Raw genomic sequence first — 20777 nt, forward strand, 5'->3', positions numbered from 1 at the left:
GCCCTTAAATTATTTTTCATGAAGTAATTTCAGAAGCAAATCTGGCCGATTCGTTAAAATACCGTCCGCACCTGCGTCAATTAGTCTCTTCATTTCCTTCGGATTATCAATCGTCCAATAATGCATTTGCATTCCCCGGCGATGCGCTCCGTCAATTAGCTTATTGTCTGTTAAGTCAAATCCGCTATCTTCGGAAGGGAGCTGGAAAGCATCCACATGGGGCTGATAAAGGTTGCGTAAAAAGAATTTATGAAAAATCACAAAGCTTTTGACTTCTTGCCTGCCTGCTGTGGTAGCAACCCGGCCTTTTGCATATTTTTCAAACGAATTGAGGATCTCTTGATCGAAAGATGCGACCAAGATTTTATCCTCCATATGATACTTCTTTATTAATGCCCAAAGCTTGGAGGCTATTTCGTCAATCCGTTCAGGTGGATTATCATCTTTAATCTCCATTTCGATTCGCATATTGCCAAAGGTTTGGAACATTTCTTCGGCAGTCGGGATATAAACTCCTTTGCCACGGTAACGATATTGATCATTCAGATCTTTAAATTGATAGCCCGCATCAAGTATTTGAATTTCTTCTAATGTCAGGTCAGCTACCTTACCGTGTCCATTGGTTGTTCGGTCCACAGTTGGATCGTGGATGGCAACCAAATATCCATCTTTTGTAATATGGAGGTCTGTTTCAAGGGCATCCACCCCCATGTCGGCAGCGTTCGTGAATGCTGCCATCGTGTTAGAAGGGGCAAGCAGCTCACCGCCTTGATGGGCAATCACCAATGGCCGGCCATTTTTGAAAAAGCTTTTTTCTTTAATCGGGCTTACAGGCAAAAAATTTACTGCCAATAGAAAAACAAGAAGCGCAGGAAGGCCCCACTTTAAAGCGTTTAACCTGCGTTTCTTCTTTTTTTTTTTTTCGAGTGTAACTTGCTGCATGAAAAAACCCCTTTGTTAATACCCTTTTAAAAAATCGACAAGATTTTTGGATGGTTTTTTACCAGAAAGATAGTCTTTTAGGTTTGGAATCAAAATATTTTCTACTACCCTCTTGTTGTAATGCTCCGTTGAGCCTGAAGTGTGAGGGGTGATGATTACATTATCCATTTCCCATAAAGGACTATCAGGACTTAATGGTTCTTTTTCAAATACATCCAGTCCCGCTCCTGCAATGGTACTTTCTTTAAGCGCGTGTACGAGGTCCGCTTCAACGACAATCTCACCACGGCCGATATTAATGAAAAAGGCTGATGATTTCATTTTCTTAAATTGTTTCGCTCCAAATAACTGACGAGTTTTCTTTGTAAGAGGTAAGGTTACCACCACATAATCGCAATTTGGCAGAACGAGGTCTAATTGATCTGAACTGTACATTTCATCAACAAATTCCTCAGGCATTCCTGAGTGCCTGACACCAAGTACCTTCATTCCAAATGCTTTGGCAATTTTCGCCGCTTCTTTTCCGATCGCTCCAACACCAATGATTCCAACGGTCTTTTCATGCAGTTCTAAATTCATATTGGCATGATGCCATGTTTTTGTTTGTTGATTTTTTACATATGTATGGATTTTTCTCGTTAATCCAAGCATTAGGGCAAAGATGGATTCTGAAATCGGAAAGGCGTGCACACCATTTGCGCTTGTTAACAAAATATTTTTTGCTTCTAATTCTTCTAGAGGCATAGAATTAACGCCTGCACTCCAGGATTGCAGCCACTTTAGATTTGACTCTGGTGCAAGGCAATCATCTTTTAAACCCTGCTTCCACCCTGCAATGATTTCTGCATCCTTTACATGGTTTTGCCAAACTTCTTTATCTTTACCAGCAATTAGTTCCCAATCGGGAATAATCTGTTTAATTTGATCAAGCAGTTTTTGTTCAAGATTATGAGTAACCACTAATTTTCTCATCATGCCATTCCTCCGTTCAAATAGTCATTCTCTGTTTTATGATAACAGCTTTTTATTCCAAAAGGTGTACAATTATTGGTCACTATGCATGTTAAACTGTCCAGTCGAAATACAGTAGGGAATTGGAAAGGCTTTGCTAGCTATTCATTTTTAATGGCACAGAAATTGCACTTAGACTATTAGTAACTTTTATTGGAGGGATTGAATATGCAAATTCAAGATTGCCGTGCGATTGTAACTGGTGGAGCCTCTGGATTGGGAGAAGCAACGGTACGGAATATCGTTGGAAATGGAGGAAAGGCAGTCATTTTTGACCAATCAGAAGAAAATGGCCTTCATCTTCAAGAAGAACTAGGTGAAGCCGTTTTATTTTTAAAAACAGATGTTACAAAGGAAGAGGACATTCAAAGGGCGGTTAGTAAAGCGGCGGATTTTATGGGGGCCGTGAATGCCGTTGTGAATTGTGCAGGTATTGGAATTGCCGAGAAAGTCCTTGGCCGAAATGGTACACACAATCTATCACTTTTTTCTAGAGTAATAAATGTAAATTTAGTAGGAACGTTTAATGTGATTCGCCTTGCTGCCGAGAAGATGATCACGAATGAGGTAAATGATAAAAATGAAAGAGGGGTAATCATCAATACCGCCTCTGTTGCAGCTTTTGACGGCCAAATTGGCCAGGCGGCATATAGCGCATCTAAAGGAGGAATTGTTGGGATGACGCTGCCGATCGCGAGGGAGCTTGCCCGATACGGTATCCGCGTTATGACCATTGCTCCAGGTCTTTTTCATACTCCGATGTTTGACACACTTCCTCAAGATGCGCGGGATTCACTTGGAAAAATGGTGCCGTTCCCGCCAAGGCTAGGGTACCCTGCTGAATACGCACAACTGGTTCAAAGCATTATTGAAAACCCAATGCTTAATGGTGAAACGATCCGCCTCGATGGCGCGATAAGAATGCAGCCGAAATAATGATATTTTCCGAGAAGGCCTTTGGGTCTTCTTTTTATATAAATAGTTAAAAAATTCTAATAAAAATGTATTTTTGTTACAATATAAGTATCTGAAAAAGTGAGGAGTGAAAAAATGCTCCAATTTAAAGAAATTATTACCCCAGTTGATTGTTTTGTAACGGAAGAAACAACTTTAAAAGAAGCTATCAGACTCATTGATAAAAAGAAATGGAACCTGCTTCCTGTAACAGACCCCTCCAGAAGATTAGTGGGAGTTTTTACTCGTAGCAGCCTTTATCAAATGGTTGTACAAGAATGTCCTCTATCCACTCCTATTCAAAATTACATAAAAAAGCAGGTTGAAACTGTTTCGGTCGATACTCCTTATGCAAAGATTGAAGAAATGGTTAAAAACAGCAAGGTTGGAACCGGTATTGTCGTGGATGAAATGAACCGCGTTGTCGGTATTCTGACGAAAACGGATATGGTCATGTCCCTGCTCCAAACCTCACAAGAATTACAAACGATAAAAAACTTAAAAAGAACATTAGAAACAGCATTCAAACACGCATTTGACGGAATTGTGATGACGGATGAAAAGAAAATCATTCAAATGGTCAGCCCGCCGCTGCTGGAATTATTCAATCTTTCGTTAGAGCAGGTATTGCACAAGCCAGTATCGAAAGCGCTGCCACAGCTTCAATTAGACCATGTCTACGAATCGGAAACAGCTGAAGTAGGCGGCTTTTTAGAAGTGAGCGGCATTAAGTATATCGTCCACCGTATTCCGATTATTGAAGATGGAAATGTCATCGGAGTAATTGGCAAGGTGGTATTCCGGCAATTAAATGAGGTAAGCGAACTATTCAAAAAGCTGCAGAAGGCGGAAAATAAAGCTAATTTTTATCATCAGGAATACCAGAAATCTGAATCAGCTAAGTTTACCTGGGACCATCTTTTGACTATTGACCCCTATATGGAAAAACTGAAAAAAAGCGGAGCTAAAGCAGCAAAAGGGCGGTCAACGGTGCTTATCCGCGGGGAAAGCGGGACAGGGAAAGAGCTGTTTGCGCACGCTATTCACAACAGTAGTGCCAGAAGTACCGGCAAGTTCGTCATAGTCAATTGTGCAGCCATACCGGAGGATTTACTAGAATCAGAGTTTTTTGGTTATGAAGAAGGTGCCTTTACCGGTGCCAAACTAAAGGGGAAAATCGGCAAATTTGATTTAGCTAACGGTGGAACACTTTTTCTCGATGAAATTGGTGACATGTCTCTATCCTTGCAGGCAAAATTGCTGCGCGTCCTCCAAGAGAGGGAATTCTACAGGGTAGGAGGGACTGCAAGAATTCAAGTGGACGTTAGAATTATTGCAGCCACTAATCGAAATCTGGAAGAAATGGTCAAAGAGGGCCTTTTTAGGGAGGATTTATACTACCGCCTAAATGTAATTTCCTTAAATGTCCCGCCGCTTCGGGATCGTCTTTATGATACGGATTTCTTAGTAGGGAAGATTATGATTGACTTTAACCAAATATTAGGAACAAGTATTACCGGAATCGAGGACCACGCTAGAGCTGCCCTTCTTAGTTACGATTGGCCCGGGAATGTCCGCGAATTACGAAATGTGATGGAGCGCGCGATGACCTTTGCGGAAAGTGGAAAAATCAAATACGAGGATCTTCCAGAGTATTTAATAAAGCAGGTCGGTAAACCTGAAGCGGCTATAAAGGTTTCAATGGTTGAAAATGCGGAACTAGAAGCGATTAAAAAGGCACTGGTCCAAGTACAAGGAAATAAAGTCCAGGCTGCAAGATTACTAGGGATCAGCCGGTCAGGTTTGTATGAAAAAATTAAAAAGTATCAATTGACGATTTAAAAGAATGTCCAATTAATGGACACTCATTTGTTCCTTATGTATAGAAGAACAACATTCAAAGAACCATGTGGGGCGATATATCTATTTTTCTGAATAATGGCACAATAATTGCATATTTAAGGATGGAGTACATTTTTTCTAGGGGGTCCCTTATTATGAAGATTGGCAGCCTATTATCTCAAAGTGCCCGCAAGTTTCCAGAATTATTGGCGATAGAATGTGAGGGAAGAAGCTATACATATCGCCAATTTAATGAGGAAGTGAACAGGTTTGCTCATGGCTTGATTTCCTTAGGATTTAAAAAGGGCGAAAAGCTTGCCTTGATGATGAAAAATTCGGATCACTTTGTGTTCACTTTTTTTGCCGCTGCAAAAATTGGCGCAGTGGCCGTCCCAGTTAACTTCCGTTTAACCGCTTCGGAGGTCGAATACATTTTAGGGCAATCAGACGCATCCTTTGTTGTGTGTGACAAGGAGTTTGAAAAAACCATTTCTGAAGCAAAACAAGGTACGGCTGTCCGCTCGGTTATCGTGGTGGGTGAACCGGAAACAGAAGATTTTTATTCCTTTGAAAAAGTGTTATCCGAAAACCCAAACGAGCCAGAAATAGAGGTTTTCGAAAAGGATGATGTAGAAATTTTGTACACCTCAGGGACAACTGGCCGCCCTAAGGGTGCCCTTTTTGATCATAGTCAAATTTTTAAAGTTGGAATCTCTGTTACCATCAATATGGGGCTTAGGCAGCATGAAAGTATTCTCCATTTAGCACCATTATTCCATTCAGCCCAGTTAAATCTTTTCCTTATTTCAGGTGTCGCACTAGGCGCGACACACATTATCCATCGAGATTTTCATCCAGTCAAAACACTTCAAGCAATTCAAGAGCATAAAATTACCCATCTATTTGCCGTTCCTGCGATGTTTACCTTTCTTCTTCAAGTACCGAATGCAGCCGAATACGATTTATCATCCATTAAGAGATGCGGGTATGGTGCTGCCCCAATGGCCCCGGAACTCGTCAAAAAAAGTATGGAACTTTTTAAAACCGATCAATTTTACAATTTGTGCGGGTTAACGGAGGGAGGCCCAGGCGGAATTCTTCTTGATCCTGAAGGTCATAGGAAGCATCTAGGGAAGGGTGGAAAACCAATTTTCATGACCGAAACAAGGGTTGTCAATGAGGAAGGCAAAGATGTGCTTCCAGGCGTAGTAGGTGAATTTATTCTTCGAAGCCCAATGGTCATGAAGGAATATTATAAAAAGCCGGAAGAAACGAAGAGTACTTTTAAAGATGGCTGGCTTTATACAGGTGATCTAGCAACGATTGATGGGGAAGGCTATATCACGCTAGTTGACCGGAAAAAAGACATGATTATTTCTGGCGGGGAAAATGTTTATTCAGTCGAGGTAGAAAGTGTTCTTTATGAGCATCCAGCTGTTCTCGAAGCAGCAATTATCGGACTTCCAGATGAAGTCTGGGGGGAAGCTGTGTGCGCTGTCATTGTACCCAAAGATGGGGCAGTGATTGATGAACAGGAATTACGCTGCTTCTGCCGTCAAAAGCTTGCAGGATATAAGGTCCCTAGGAGGATTTTAATCGAAAAGCGGCTGCCGCGGAACGCATCTGGAAAAATATTAAAATATCAGCTGCGTCAAAAAATGAATCAAATTAACGTTTGAATCGGAAGCGTTTTCATATTAAGAAAGGAGTTTTTCAAATGAAACATCCATACTTAAACGAAGATCACGAAATTTTCCGGGCGTCATTGAGAAAGTTTTTAGAGCGTGAAGCATATCCCTTTTATGACCAGTGGGAGGAGAACAGGATGATTCCCCGCTCCTTTTGGAGGAAGATGGGGGAGCAGGGATTTCTTTGCCCTGATATTGATGAAAAGTATGGGGGCAGTGAAGTCGACTGGGGTTTCTCCGTTGTCATTAATGAGGAATTAGAGAAGGTCGGCACTGGTTTAGTCGGGATAGGTCTGCATAATGATATTGTTGTTCCCTACATTACCTCCTACGGAACTGAAGAGCAAAAACAGCGCTGGCTTCCGAAATGTGTCACTGGAGATATCATAACCGCGATTGCGATGACTGAGCCGGGGACGGGTTCTGACCTGGCCAACATTAAAACGACGGCTAAACTGGATGGGGACCACTATATTGTCAATGGACAAAAAACGTTTATCACTAATGGAATTCAATCGGATCTAATCGTTGTTGCTGTGAAGACTGACATCCATGCTGTTCCGAAGCATAAAGGGGTTTCCCTGCTTGTTATTGAAAGGGATTCACCAGGATTTTCAAGAGGCAGAAAGCTGAACAAAGTCGGTCTGCACTCTCAGGATACAGCAGAATTGATTTTTGAGGATTGCCGAGTTCCGAAGGAGAATTTACTCGGAGAAGAGGGCAAGGGCTTTCTTTATTTAATGGAAAAGCTCCAGCAGGAACGCCTGCTTACCGCAATCGGGGCGCAAACGGCTTCAGAGGTCATGCTTAAAATAACCATTGATTATGTAAAAAGTCGAGAAGCGTTTGGAAAACCGATTAGCAAGTTCCAAAATACGCAGTTTAAAATTGTTGAAATGGCTGCAGACAATCAAATGGGGCGTTCCTTTTTAGATCAGTTAATTGCTGAGCATATCGAGGGGCAAAACATCGTGACCAAAGTGTCGATGGCGAAATGGAAGCTGACGGAAAACGCCAAGAAAGTGGCGACCGAATGCATGCAGCTCCACGGCGGATATGGGTATATGGAAGAATACGAGATTGCGAGACGATTTCGTGATATTCAGGTCGCAAGCATTTACGCCGGCACAAATGAAATTATGAAAACAATTGTTGCTAAAAATTTAGGATTATAGAAAGAGGGGAAAATGATCATGCGTGAAGTAGTAATTGTAGAAGGTGTACGTACACCGGTAGGAAGAAGAAACGGCGTTTTAAAAGATATCCGTCCTGACGACTTAGCGGCGTTAACCTTAAAGGAATTAGTGAACCGCGCTGGAATTGATCCAGCCATTATTGATGATGTCATTTTAGGTTGTGTTACTCAATCCGGTGAACAGGCGGGAGATATTGCCAGGGTTGCTGCTTTAATTGCCGGCCTTCCAATTGAGGTGCCAGGTACCACGATTGACCGCCAATGCGGATCAAGCCAGCAAGCTGTCCATTTTGCAGCACAGGCTATTTTAGCAGGCGATATGGATGTAGTGATTGCCGGCGGTGTAGAGAGCATGTCTCGTGTTCCAATGGGATCAAACTATAAAGGTGCCGAAGAGCCTTTTAGCCCTAATTTAAGGTCGAAGTACGAAATGATCCACCAAGGGCTGTCTGCTGAGAGAATCGCCGAAAACTATGGTTTTACTCGTGAGGAACTTGATCAATTTTCACTTGAAAGCCATCAAAAAGCATTAAAGGCCCAAGAGGAAGGTTATTTTGCTAGAGAAATTTTTCCTTTAGAAGTGACGCTTCCGGATGGAACGACGGCAGTCATCAAGGAAGATTCGGGTCCTCGAAAAGGGACTTCACTTGAAGCATTGGCAGGACTCAAGACATCGTTCAAAGAAGACGGCGTGATTCATGCCGGAAATTCCAGCCAAATAAGCGACGGGGCTGCTGCGGTACTGCTTATGTCCCGTGAAAAAGCAGATGAACTCGGTCTTAAACCGCGTTTCCGTGTTCATACCCGAGTAGTGGTTGGGTCTGATCCAACGTTAATGCTGACAGGACCAATTCCGGCTACCAAAAAAGCGCTCGAAAAGGCTGGCTTATCAATTAACGATATTGATGTATTTGAAGTGAATGAAGCATTCGCTCCGGTTGCGATGGCATGGCTGAGGGACACCGGTGCAAATCCAGCTAAACTTAATCCTAATGGAGGTGCCATTGCCCTTGGTCACCCTCTAGGCGGCAGCGGCGCGCGCCTAATGGTGACAATGATGCATGAGCTCGAGCGTTCAGGAGGCCGTTTCGGCTTACAAACAATGTGCGAGGGCCATGGAATGGCAAATGCGACGATAATTGAACGCTTAGATTAATTCGTGAATTCGGATTCACAAATAAATTCGGGTTTTCCCCAAATAAACAATGAAGATTCGTAAAGAAAAGGGCTTAATTCGCAAATAACCCCCAATTTATAGCAAATAAAAGTCCGTAAAAGGCAATCGGTTCCGCCGATTGCCTAAAAAAATACTGGTGGAGGCGATTGAATGAGCATTACGATTGGAAAAGTCTTCGATTTAACGGTGAAAAAGTTTCCAAACAAGGAAGCCATTTATGATGTCAGAAAAAATGTCAGGTACTCCTATAAGGAATGGAACGAACAAGTAAATCGTCTTGCCAATGCCCTTCTCAAAGAAGGAGTAAAAAAAGGCGACCGTGTCTCCACGTTCATGTTTAATACGGAAGAATTAGGAACTGCCTTTTTTGCCTGCTCTAAAATCGGAGCCATTTTTAACCCGATCAATTTCCGCCTAATGCCTGAAGAAGTAGCTTATATCCTTTCAGATGCCGCTCCCAAAGTAGTCCTTTTTGAGCAAGCTTTAGAGCCTATTATTGCGGCAATAGAAAAACGTTTTGAAAAAATGTCCTTCTGGTTTATTGACAACGATGCCCCGTCTTATGCGGCCAGCTACCGAGATAAACTAGCTGCTTCAACAACAGAAGACGTTCAAATCGAAGTAAATGAGAACGATTTGTATGCTTTTATCTATACGAGCGGGACAACAGGCAGGCCAAAAGGTGTCATGCATAGCCACCGCAATATGCTTGAACAAAGCATCCTTTGCATAGCATCCTGCAAACTTGAGGCAAATGATGTAGGTCTAGTGACAGCACCGATGTTTCATTGTGCGGAACTCCATTGCAACTTTCTTCCAAGGGTACATGTAGGTGCAAGAAATGTCATTCTGCACCAATTTAATCCACCAAAAATTCTTCAATTAATGGAACAAGAAAAAATAACTAAGCTATTTGCGGCCCCTACGATGTGGAATATGCTGCTTCAAGAAGATTTAAGTCAGTACAACCTATCAAGTCTGAAGCTCGGCTTATATGGTGCGGCCCCAATGGCTCCATCACTCGTACATGCTCTTCATGACCGCTTAGGAATCTCCTTAGTTCAGGCCTATGGGATGACGGAGATGGGCCCGGCGATTACTTTCCTGTCTGAGACTGATCAGCTGAGAAAAGCAGGATCTGCAGGCCAGGCCGCAATCAGCCATGATATTCGGATTGTTCGGACAAGAGAGGACGGACCATCCGACCCAGACGATGTTGTTCCAGCGGGTGAAACAGGGGAAATCATTGTTCAGGGTCCTAGTATGATGATCGGTTATTACAATCGTGAAGAAGCAACAGTAAAAGCGTTGTATAAGGGCTGGTACCATTCAGGAGATATTGGGTATCTCGATGAAGAAGGCTACCTTTATGTCAATGACCGTGTTGATGATATGATTATCAGCGGCGGTGAAAACATTTACCCGCGTGAAGTTGAGGATGTATTGCATGCCCATCCTGGCGTTCTGGATGTTGCCATTGTGGGACAGCCTGATGACAGGTGGGGGGAAACCGTGACAGCTTTTGTTGTAAAAAAGGACCCGAATGTGACTGAACAAGAGCTGGATGAATTCTGTAAAACTAGTGATAAGCTGGCGAACTACAAGCGCCCTCGGAAATATATTTTCATAGAAGTTTTACCGCGCAATGCCAGCGGTAAAATCCAAAAATTTGTACTGCGTAAACAGCTGGAGGAGCTTTTCGCACCAAGATCACCGAATTCGTAGGAAAGGATTTTGAGTATGCTGGAAGGAATTAGAGTCATTGATTTTACCAATTATCTGCCTGGACCCTTCGCCACATTACGGTTAGCTGACCTGGGCGCGGAAATTATCAAGGTGGAGCCGCCAGGAGGTGACCCAGCCCGCCACACTGGAATGTCTCAAAATAGAGACGGGATTGTTTTTCAAGCCAATAACCGGCAGAAGAAAAGCATCACCTTAAACTTGAAGGAGAAAGACGGGCTGGAAACAGCTTTAAAACTAATTTCCAATTCTGATGTCGTCATCGAAAGCTTTAGACCGGGGGTAATGGGAAAACTCGGACTAGGTTTAGAAGATGTACAAAAGGTGAAGCCTGATATCGTATACTGTTCAATTTCCGGGTATGGACAAAAGGGGCTATTAAGCGGGCTTGGAAACCACGATATCAATTATATGGCGTTAAGCGGTGTGCTTGCTCAGTTGAAAGATAAACAAGGAAGGCCGGTCCACCCTTCTATCACATTCGCAGATTATTTAGGCGGGTATGCAGCAAATGAACGGATTTTAGCAGGACTTGTTTCTCGGTTTTTGACTGGAAAGGGAAGCTATCATTCTATTTCTATCACCGATCAATTGGTTTCATTACTTGGGAATCATGTCATGGTTGAAAAAGAAATGAGTGAGGGAACCGGCATATCTGTTTTGAATGGCAGTATTATTGCATACGCTTTATATGAAACAATGGACGGCCGCTTTATGAGCATGGGGGCACTGGAGCCGAAGTTTTGGGAGAATTTTTGTATGGCACACGGGCGGGAAGATTGGATTAGAGCCCATTTTTCAAAAACGGATGAGTCCAACCCAGTTTATCAAGAAGTCAAAGCGATTTTTAAAAGTAAGCCTTTTTTCGAGTGGATTGAATTTGCCCAAAAGGTTGATTGCTGTATGGCGCCTGTACTGGAAATCGGGGAGCTTCAAAATAACCCATATTTTAAAGAGAAGGAACTTATTTTCACTTCCTCTTGGGGTGACTGCCAAGTAAAAATGCATAGTGACCTTGTTCAAGAGCATGTGGCAGGTCCACCTAAAATTGGTGAGCATAAAAACGAGATTTTAAATAGTATATTAATATAGCTAGAGAATAGGCCTGCGAGAATAATGAACTCGTCGGCCTATTTAGTTTTGATAGTTTTAATCGAGGTTCAGAGTGCCTGCGAAGGTGAAAAAAGAAAATCCGCGGTCACTGTGAGACCCACCAGGTGTTGAAGCTGGACCCAAACTTATTACTAATTTTTCAAATTGTATTAAGCCGCGTTATAATAGAGTTACAAACATTTGAAAGGAGCCACTATCTTGATTGCTCAAACACTCCCCTTACTACAGTCTCATTTCGGCTACAACTCTTTTCGCAAAGGCCAAGAACAGGCAATCCAATCGGTGCTGGATGGCCATAATACCATTTGCGTCATGCCGACTGGCGGCGGAAAGTCAATTTGCTATCAAATTCCAGCGCTTGCTCTTCAAGGCACCACGATTGTTATATCCCCATTGATTTCCTTAATGAAGGATCAGGTCGATGCTCTCAATCAAGTCGGAATTCCAGCCACATTTATTAATAGCTCCCTTAACTTCAATGAAGCCAATGAACGGATGCGCAATGCACAACTTGGGAAATACAAATTACTTTACGTAGCTCCAGAACGGTTAGAGTCACGAGAATTTATCGAAGATCTTTTAAATATGGAAATCCCATTAGTAGCTGTCGATGAAGCCCACTGTATTTCCCAATGGGGGCACGATTTCCGTCCCAGCTACCGCCACATTCAGCAAATGGTTCGAACCCTGCCCCAAAAGCCAATTGTTATGGCGCTTACTGCAACAGCAACCCCAAGGGTACGGGAGGATATTTGCCGCCTGCTGGATATCGATGAAGAAAATACCGTTATTACTGGATTTGAACGAGAAAACCTGTCTTTCTCAGTAATTAAAGGACAAGACCGGCTAAAATTCCTTTTTGATTTTCTTAAAAAGAACGAAACAGAAGCGGGAATTATTTATGCTGCGACAAGGAAAAATGTTGACCAGCTTTATGAACGACTGCGTAAAGAAAATATAAATGTTGCCAGGTACCATGCCGGGATGGGGGATGCAGAACGTGCACGGGAACAGGATCGTTTTTTAGAAGACAAAGCATCCGTCATGGTTGCAACATCAGCCTTTGGGATGGGGATTGATAAAAGTAATATTCGCTACGTTCTCCACTTTCAGATGCCGAAAAACATGGAAAGCTACTACCAAGAAGCTGGGCGTGCTGGTCGTGACGGACTCCCAAGTGAATGTACCCTATTATATTCTCCACAGGATGTGCAAATTCAGCGCTTCTTGATCGATCAATCCATTGACCGAGGACGAATTCACGCAGAGCTGGAAAAACTGCAGCAGATGGTAGATTACTGTCACACGGAGAACTGTCTGCAGGAATTTATTTTAAAATATTTCGGTGAAACAGAAACAGAGCCCTGCGGAAGATGTGGAAACTGTACGGATTCACGGACCCGTATTGATGTAACCAAAGAAGCACAAATGGTAATGTCCTGCATCATTCGGATGGGCCAGCGTTTCGGAAAAACACTTATTGCCCAAGTATTAACAGGTTCAAAGAATAAAAAAGTAACAGAGCTTGGATTTGAAAGACTTCCAACCTATGGAATTATGAAGGACAAGGGAGCAAAGGAGGTCAGTGATTTTATTGAATTCCTCATTTCACAGGAGTTAATTGCCATTGAGCAGGGCCAATTCCCTACACTCTATGTTTCCTCAAAAGGTAAGGATGTCTTGCTGGGAAGAATTCAGGTATACCGGCGTGAGACTGTCCAAGTGAAACAAGTTTCAAAGAGCGATCCATTATTCGAAGCATTGAGGGAAGTAAGGAGGCAAATTGCTGAGACTGAAAAAGTACCGCCATTTGTCATTTTTTCTGATGCTGCTCTAAAGGATATGTGCGCCAAGCAGCCGAAAACGAACCAAGAGTTTTTACAGGTGAGCGGTGTGGGTGAACATAAATTGCAAAAATATGGACTTGAATTTATACAAGCAATCCGAAATTTTTTACAAGATCATACGGATTATCAAAGTGAAATTCAATCTTTCGTTACAGCACCGAAAAAAACAGCCAAAAAGGCGGTTGGGGAATCCCATTTGGAGACATTGACTTTAAACCAAAATCACCTATCGATAGAAGAAATTGCGGAAAAGCGTGAGCTTGCAATCAGCACAGTGGAAAGCCATTTGCTTCAATGTGCCCAGCAAGGGTTGGATGTTGACTTTTCTAAGCATGTTCCAAGTGAATATATTCCTCTATTAGAAAAGGCCGTCGCTGAAGTGGGACGGGATCGATTAAAGCCAATCAAGGAGCTTCTTCCGGAAGAAGTGAGCTATTTCATGATAAAAGTGTATGTATATTTTTTAAGTAAGAATAAATAGGTTATTTTTAAGTCCTGATGGCTGTCATTAGGGGAATACCTTGATGACAGCCACTTTTTTGGTGATGATAATTTTTATTTTTAGAATATTCATAATACTTGTCGATATGAATCTGATCTTGTTGATATTTCCCTGGGAATTTGTCGATTGAGAGAAATAAACTAGAAAAATAGCATTGTTCAATTGAATAATCGCGTTTTCGTATACATAAGCTTTTGTAACAGTTAGAAATAGCAATTGTATTCCCAAATCAGCTATAATGAAATGGTTTTGTGAAGACTGATTCGTTAAGGAGTATACTATGTTAAATATGAAAAAAATTACCCAGTCCTATGATCCTTGGGAAGCATACCTAGATATTAAGGAATATGGAAAACCACAGCTTACAAATATTGAATTCACCACGACAACCCTTTGTAATATGCGCTGTGAACATTGCGCTGTCGGATATACGCTGCAGACAAAGGACCCAGATGCCCTACCTTTGGAGCTTATCTTAAAAAGATTAGATGAAATTCCAACCCTTCGCTCTTTAAGCATTACTGGCGGAGAACCGATGCTGTCATTATCCTCCGTGAAAAAATATGTTGCACCGATTTTAAAATATGCTCACGAACGTGGGATACGGACTCAAATAAATTCAAATTTAACCCTGGATTTGGCACGATATGAATTAATCATCCCCTATTTAGATGTCTTACATATCTCCCATAACTGGGGCACGGTGGACGATTTTGTTGAAGGCGGCTTCGCGAGAATGGAAAAGCAGCCGGATTACAAACAGCGGGAAAAATATTTTATGAGAATGATAGAAAATAGCCGCGGGCTTGTGAAAGCGGGAGTGATGGTGTCTGCAGAAACCATGTTAAATAAACGGACATTGCCTTATTTGGAAAAAATCCACCGCCAAATCGTTGATGAAATGCTTTGTCAGCGCCATGAAGTGCATCCAATGTACCCAAGTGATTTCGCCAGCAATCTTGAAACACTTACCCTAAATGAGATCAGAGATGCGATTCATCACTTGCTCGATATAAGAAATGAAGAGGTTTGGATGCTGTTTGGTACACTTCCGTTCTATGCCTGCAGCAGTAAACAGGAGGATTTAAATCTATTAAAACGTTTATATAAGAGTAAAAATGTGACAGTTAGAAATGACCCTGATGGGCGCTCACGCCTGAATGTTAATATTTTTAACGGTGATATCATAGTAACGGATTTTGGCGATACTCCAGCGTTAGGAAATATTCAAAGGACTAAATTGCTAGATGCGTATGACACATGGCAAGCCACTAATATTGCCAAGGAATTAAGCTGTCATTGCCCGGCCGTTTCATGCCTCGGCCCTAATATCCTGGTCAAAAATAGTTACTATCAGGACACGGATTTTACAAAGCTGAAAAGCAATTTAGAAATATAGCAGGAATTTCCTGCTTATTTATTTTAAGTGAAAAAAATTTCCCTTATACTAGATATGTAGATATTGATGAAGGGAGAATTCACATGAGATTTCTAGTCGTTGGGGCAGGTGCGGTTGGCGGTTATTTTGGCGGACGGTTACAAGAAAAGGGAGAAGATGTTACCTTTTTAGTTCGTGAAGGCAGAAAAAACCAGTTGAAAGAAACAGGGCTTATCATTGAGAGTGTCCATGGAAATGTGACCGTAAATCCAAAAACTATTATTGCTGGGGAGGAAGCAGGTTCATTCGATGTAATTTTAATTTCAACTAAAGCCTATCACCTAGAAGGGGCTATGGAGAGCATAACACAGTATGTTGGCGAAGAAACAATCATTCTTCCTTTATTAAACGGTATTTTACATATTGATAAATTGGTAGAAATGTTCGGGGAAGAGCGTGTTATTGGTGGTCTTTGCTTTATAGAAACCACACTTGATAAAAATGGCAGGGTCATTCAAACAAGTGAAAAACACGATTTAGTATTTGGAGAACGCACAGGGGAACGGTCTGAGCGAGTATTAAAAATGGAAGACTCCTTTAGTGGTTCGAACATTGCCTATCGCTTAAGTGAAAAGATCAATAAGGATTTGTGGAATAAGTATTTATTTATTTCGACGATGTCTGGTATTACCACTTTAATGAGAGCTCCAATTGGACCTATTCTAGAACAGGCAAGCGGACGAGCAACAATTACTCAGTTATTAAAAGAGATTGTTTCTGTGATGAATCGTATCGAGGCACCACTTCCAAATGCTATTGAAACACAATTAATGAATCAAATCGACGGTCTTGGCTATTCGATGAAATCCTCAATGCAAAGGGATATGGAAAAATCATTGCCTGTTGAAGCAGACCATTTGCACGGCTATTTACTGGAGATAGCACGGAAGGAAAAGATTTCAGTCCCAGTTTTAGAATCTGTATATGCTAATTTAAAAGTTTATGAACAACAGCTTAAATAAAGAAAAGTCCCATTTTAGTGGGACTTTTCTTTTGAAGTTTTTAGGCGGTATGTTTTATAAGTTTAGGATTACGCTGCATGGATACGAGCAAGATAACGCCGCTGATAATTAATAATGCACTAGTGCTGATAAAAACTGTGGAAAATCCAAAGTAACCGGATAGGAAGCCGCCTAGCATTGGACCGATTATATTGCCTAGGAATCTTAAACTATTGTTATAGCCCAGCACCTCACCCTGCATCGCAATCGGGGCTTCCTGGCGGATGTAAGCAATTCGAACCGGAATAATTCCGCCAATCGTGACGCCGAGGGCGAACCGGATAATAACAAGCTGCCAAAGGCTCGTAACAGCTGCTCCTGGCAGGTAAACAATTCCTGCTAAGAATAAGAGGATGACAAGAATTTTGATATAACCGTATTTGTCAGCAATCTTTCCCCATTTTCGAGACATCATTAGATTCCCAAGTCCGGCTGCAGAAAAAGCAATTCCTGAATAAAAGGCGACATTTGCTTTTCCATGCAAATCACTAACAAATAAAGACAATATAGGCTGAATGCTAAAGTGGGCAATTTGTACTAAAGCAGAAATAAGGAGAACTGTTAATAAAACTGGATTACGTAAAATATGCTTAAAGACTTCCTTGCTTGAATAATAGGCTTTTGCTCCCTGTTTGATTTCAACACGAAATTCTTTTGCAGCAATAACCAGGATAGCCGAAATGAAAATGGAAATGGATGTCCACTTAAATGTGGTGGCATAGCCAAGCGAATCTGCTAATATTCCGCCGAGCATCGGTCCAAGTAAAGAACCGGTAATACTGCCTGTTTGCAATGTGCCAAGGACACGCCCGGCAATCTGTTTCGGCGTTTGTGTAGAAATAAATGCCTGTGACATCGGAATAAAGCCTGAAAAGAAACCCATGAAAAAGCGCAGCAGGAATAAATGCCAGACGGAATGGACGAAGCTGATTAGGAAAATGGATGCCGCCATTCCAATTCCTGAAATGATAAGAATTTTCTTCCTTCCATATCGGTCGCCGAATTTTCCCCAGATGGGCGAGAAAAGGAAGGCAGATACAAACGTAATTCCAAACGTGACTCCAGACCAATGTTGTACATATTTCTCTGAAAAATTTCCAAACGTCTCAATATAAAGTGAAATAAAGGGCATGACCATTGTCATACTTCCAGCAACAAAGAAGTTGGCAAACCACATGATCACTAAATTACGTTTAGCACTTTCCTGTTGGTTCATCGTTCATAACACTTCTTTCTTGAAAGTATTTCGTCTATCTAAATATCATAATACCGAAATTAGGTGATCAATGAAATGGTGGTGCTGTAATTTTAAAAAAAGTAATTTATTAAAAATATTCATAATACTATTGACAACTTGTTAATAGGAGTTTAAAGTATGTTTAATACTTAATCAATTAAATCATTTACGTTCTCTTATCAAGAGTGGCAGAGGGACTGGCCCGATGACGCCCAGCAACCGTTCCGATTGGAATTGGTGCTAAATCCTGCAAAACAAGAAATTGTTTTGAGAGATAAGAGAGGAGTAGTCCATTTATTTGCGATGAAACCTCTCTTTTCTGGAGAGGTTTTTTATTTTATATTAAATCAAACTTTTCCAATAGGAGTAAAAAGAATTACGTAAAAAAAGGGGAGCTCACATCATGAAGAGAAATTTATTTAAAAGTACACTTGTTTCAGCATTAGCCGCCACACTCCTTTTAACTGGCTGTGCCTCAAATGGAGAAACAAAGCAAGCCAGCGGCAATAAAAATGTGTCATTAGAAGGGGTTCCAGAACGATTTGCCAAAGGGGATCCGGTTAAAATTAAGGTTATCCGTAAAATTGGCGGTGACGATCATACGGCTCAATTCTTAGCGGGTGCAAAAGAAGAAGGACAAGCATTAGGTTTTCAGGTGGATGTGTTTACTGCAAATGGGGACACAGCGAAATTCCATGATGCAATCAATCAAGCACTAGATCAGAATTATGACGGATTTGTCATTTCTCATGGAGACGATGATGCAACTGTTAATGATGTGAAGAAGATTGTAGAAAAAGGCAAAAGCGTTGTTGCTTTTGACTCTAATCCAAAGCTTGCTGACATAGATGGAGTTACTTTAACTTCTCAGGATGATGAAGCATTAGCAACATTAGCTCTTGATCAGCTTGTAAAAGAAACAAAAGGAAAAGCCAATATTGCCTACCTTTGGGTGGATGGCTTCCCGCCAATGGTAAGAAGAAATAAAGTCTATCAGGATGCTCTTGCGAAAAACCCTGGAATTAAAGAAGTCGAGCGCTTCGGGGTAGCTGCTGCAGACACAAGTGTTCAAACTCAAAATGCGGTTGCAGCGATGCTGAATAAATATCCTAAAGGAAAATTGGATGCCATTTTTGCGACTTGGGATGCGTTTGCGATTGGTGCCGCTCGTGCTCTGAAGGAAGCAGGACGGGAAGAAGTAAAAATCTATGGAATTGATGTTTCCAATGCTGACCTTCAGGAAATCCAAAGAACAGGCAGTGCATGGAAATACACAGCCGCAGTTGACCCTAAGCTAATTGGTGCTGTAGATATGAGATTACTAGCGAAAAAACTAGCTGGGGAAGAAACGCCAAAAACCTACGACTTAGAAGCTTCACTCGTGACGCAGAAAAACGTTCAGGATTCTAAAGAGGCAGTTAATATGGTAAACCTAGCGACAATCATTCCAGGCTGGGGCCAATCTACTGCCTTTGAAGAAGATTGGATGAAAACATTAAAGAAGCACTATAAGAAATAATTGGCATTACACTCTCTTTTTCACAAGATTAAGAGAGTGTTTGCTTAATAGGAGGTGGCATTTTGACGACTACAACATTAGAAATGAAAAACATCTCAATAGAATTTCCTGGTGTAAAAGCACTGAATCAGGTTCATTTTTCCACGGAAACAGGAAAAATTCAGGCACTGATAGGGGCAAACGGCGCGGGGAAATCGACCTTAATGAAGGTTCTTTCAGGCGCGTATGATCACTATACTGGCGAAATAAGCTTATCTGGACAAAGTCTAAAAATCCGTTCCCCTAAAAATGCTCAGGACGCGGGAATACAAATCGTTTACCAAGAAGTCGATACTGCCTTGATTCCCTATTTAACTGTCGCAGAAAATATTATGCTGCTAGACACCGTTCATAACATGGGGAAAAAACAATGGGTGAAATGGAAGGAGATACATAATCAAGCAAAAAAAATACTGGCAGAAATGAATATTCATCTTTCCACAAAAAAACTGGTTAGCGATTTGACTCTGGCTGAAAAACAAATGGTTTTAATTGCGAGGGCCATTTCTAGGCAGTGTAAGTTTCTCATTTTAGATGAACCGACTGCACCGTTAAGTCATACCGAAACAACAGAACTATTTCGTATCGTCAAGGACTTAATAAAGCAAAATGTAGGAATTATTTTTATCTCACATCGTCTGCCGGAAATCTTTGAAGTTTGTGATGAGATAACTGTAATGCGCAATGGTGAAATTGTTGTAAAAGAGAAGATTTCAGAAACCACTCCAAGCAAAGTGGTCGAGCAAATGCTTGGGCAAAAGCTGGAGGAGCAGTTTCCAGAGAAAAGGACAACGTTCGGGAATACAGTCCTCGAGGTAAAAGGGCTTTCCGACGAGGATAAACTTAGAAACCTGCAAATTCAGGTTAAAGCTGGAGAAATCGTGGGAATCGCCGGGCTTGTAGGAGCTGGAAAAACGGAATTGTGTAAGGCTCTTTTTGGAGCAGTGAAAATTTCTGCGGGAGAAATTATCCTTAATGGTAAGAAGTTAAAAAGTAAAAGTCCTTACGATGCTGTTAAAAATGGGCTTGCATTAGTTCCTGAAGAGCGGCGAAAGGAAGGAATACTCGTTCTAGAATCGGTAGAATCCAATTTGACAGCGGCCAATTTAGGAGTCTTTTCAAAGGCATTGAATTTTTTAGACCGGAAAAAGGAAAAAGAAACAGCCAAACAAATGATTCGCGCACTTGGGATTAAGACTCCATCGGAAGAAACGAAGGTTCAAAACTTATCAGGCGGAAATCAGCAGAAGGTAGCGATTGGAAAATGGCTAGTGGCTGAAGCCGATGTATATCTTTTTGATGAGCCGACAAAAGGTGTTGACGTTGGAGCAAAGAGGGATATCTTTAATTTAATTTCAGATTTAGCTAAGCAAGGTAAAGGAATTATTTATGCATCATCAGAGCTTTCCGAAATCATAGGAATAACCGATCGAGTCTATGTTTTGTATGACGGTAAGTCAGTTAAGGAATTGAAAACAAACGAAACGAATGAAGAAGAACTATTATTCTATTCAACAGGGGGCAGATAA

At 41.5% G+C, this 20777-nt stretch carries 15 protein-coding genes and 1 riboswitch; of the genes, 12 read left to right on the forward strand and 3 right to left on the reverse strand.

Annotated features, from left to right (window positions below; translation table 11 throughout):
- Positions 1–9: 9 nt before the first annotated feature.
- Together LC455_RS07625 and LC455_RS07630 are read right to left on the reverse strand one after the other, a co-directional pair.
- The gene (locus tag LC455_RS07625) at positions 10–942 is read right to left on the reverse strand and encodes a glycerophosphodiester phosphodiesterase (protein WP_223589546.1); all 933 of its coding nucleotides are present in this window, start codon (positions 940–942) and stop codon (positions 10–12) included.
- 15 nt (positions 943–957) lie between these two features.
- The gene (locus tag LC455_RS07630; protein ID WP_223589855.1) at positions 958–1914 is read right to left on the reverse strand and encodes a D-2-hydroxyacid dehydrogenase; all 957 of its coding nucleotides are present in this window, start codon (positions 1912–1914) and stop codon (positions 958–960) included.
- Positions 1915–2121: 207 nt separating this feature from the next.
- On the opposite strand from LC455_RS07630, the gene LC455_RS07635 reads away from it, so the two are divergent.
- The 10 genes from LC455_RS07635 (at position 2122) to LC455_RS07680 (ending at position 16414) form a co-directional block, all read left to right on the forward strand.
- Positions 2122–2889, forward strand: coding sequence for a 3-hydroxyacyl-CoA dehydrogenase (locus LC455_RS07635; RefSeq protein WP_223589547.1), 768 nt, complete (start codon positions 2122–2124; stop codon positions 2887–2889).
- A gap of 114 nt (positions 2890–3003) precedes the next feature.
- Positions 3004–4749 carry a sigma-54-dependent Fis family transcriptional regulator gene (locus tag LC455_RS07640; protein ID WP_223589549.1) on the forward strand — a complete coding sequence of 582 codons (1746 nt, stop codon included), beginning with the start codon at positions 3004–3006 and terminating at the stop codon, positions 4747–4749.
- A 155-nt stretch (positions 4750–4904) separates the two neighbouring features.
- On the forward strand, positions 4905–6428 hold the full coding sequence (locus tag LC455_RS07645; protein WP_223589551.1) for an acyl-CoA synthetase: 1524 nt from the start codon (positions 4905–4907) through the stop codon (positions 6426–6428).
- 38 nt (positions 6429–6466) lie between these two features.
- Entirely contained in the window at positions 6467–7612 is a 1146-nt protein-coding gene (locus tag LC455_RS07650; protein ID WP_223589553.1) for an acyl-CoA dehydrogenase family protein, read from the forward strand.
- An 18-nt stretch (positions 7613–7630) separates the two neighbouring features.
- Complete coding sequence (locus LC455_RS07655; protein WP_223589555.1) at positions 7631–8788, forward strand: thiolase family protein; 1158 nt, start codon at positions 7631–7633, stop codon at positions 8786–8788.
- A gap of 171 nt (positions 8789–8959) precedes the next feature.
- A complete protein-coding gene (locus LC455_RS07660; RefSeq protein WP_223589557.1) occupies positions 8960–10534 on the forward strand; it encodes a fatty acid--CoA ligase in 1575 nt (524 codons plus the stop codon).
- Positions 10535–10549: 15 nt separating this feature from the next.
- Entirely contained in the window at positions 10550–11644 is a 1095-nt protein-coding gene (locus LC455_RS07665; RefSeq protein ID WP_223589558.1) for a CaiB/BaiF CoA transferase family protein, read from the forward strand.
- A 219-nt stretch (positions 11645–11863) separates the two neighbouring features.
- Entirely contained in the window at positions 11864–13993 is a 2130-nt protein-coding gene (gene recQ, locus LC455_RS07670; RefSeq protein WP_223589560.1) for a DNA helicase RecQ, read from the forward strand.
- A gap of 301 nt (positions 13994–14294) precedes the next feature.
- Positions 14295–15413 carry a radical SAM/CxCxxxxC motif protein YfkAB gene (gene yfkAB / locus LC455_RS07675; protein ID WP_223589562.1) on the forward strand — a complete coding sequence of 373 codons (1119 nt, stop codon included), beginning with the start codon at positions 14295–14297 and terminating at the stop codon, positions 15411–15413.
- 83 nt (positions 15414–15496) lie between these two features.
- Positions 15497–16414, forward strand: coding sequence for a ketopantoate reductase family protein (locus tag LC455_RS07680; RefSeq protein WP_223589564.1), 918 nt, complete (start codon positions 15497–15499; stop codon positions 16412–16414).
- 40 nt (positions 16415–16454) lie between these two features.
- Here LC455_RS07680 and LC455_RS07685 read toward each other — a convergent pair whose 3' ends face one another.
- Complete coding sequence (locus LC455_RS07685) at positions 16455–17669, reverse strand: MFS transporter (RefSeq protein WP_223589566.1); 1215 nt, start codon at positions 17667–17669, stop codon at positions 16455–16457.
- Between the two features lie 194 nt (positions 17670–17863).
- Positions 17864–17971: riboswitch (SAM riboswitch) on the forward strand.
- Between the two features lie 122 nt (positions 17972–18093).
- Between LC455_RS07685 and LC455_RS07690 the strand changes: the two genes are divergently transcribed.
- Positions 18094–19209: a sugar ABC transporter substrate-binding protein gene (locus tag LC455_RS07690; RefSeq protein WP_223589568.1), complete on the forward strand. Its 1116-nt coding sequence runs from the start codon at positions 18094–18096 to the stop codon at positions 19207–19209.
- An 83-nt stretch (positions 19210–19292) separates the two neighbouring features.
- Positions 19293–20777: a sugar ABC transporter ATP-binding protein gene (locus LC455_RS07695; protein WP_223589857.1), complete on the forward strand. Its 1485-nt coding sequence runs from the start codon at positions 19293–19295 to the stop codon at positions 20775–20777.

Source organism: Neobacillus bataviensis (assembly GCF_019969725.1).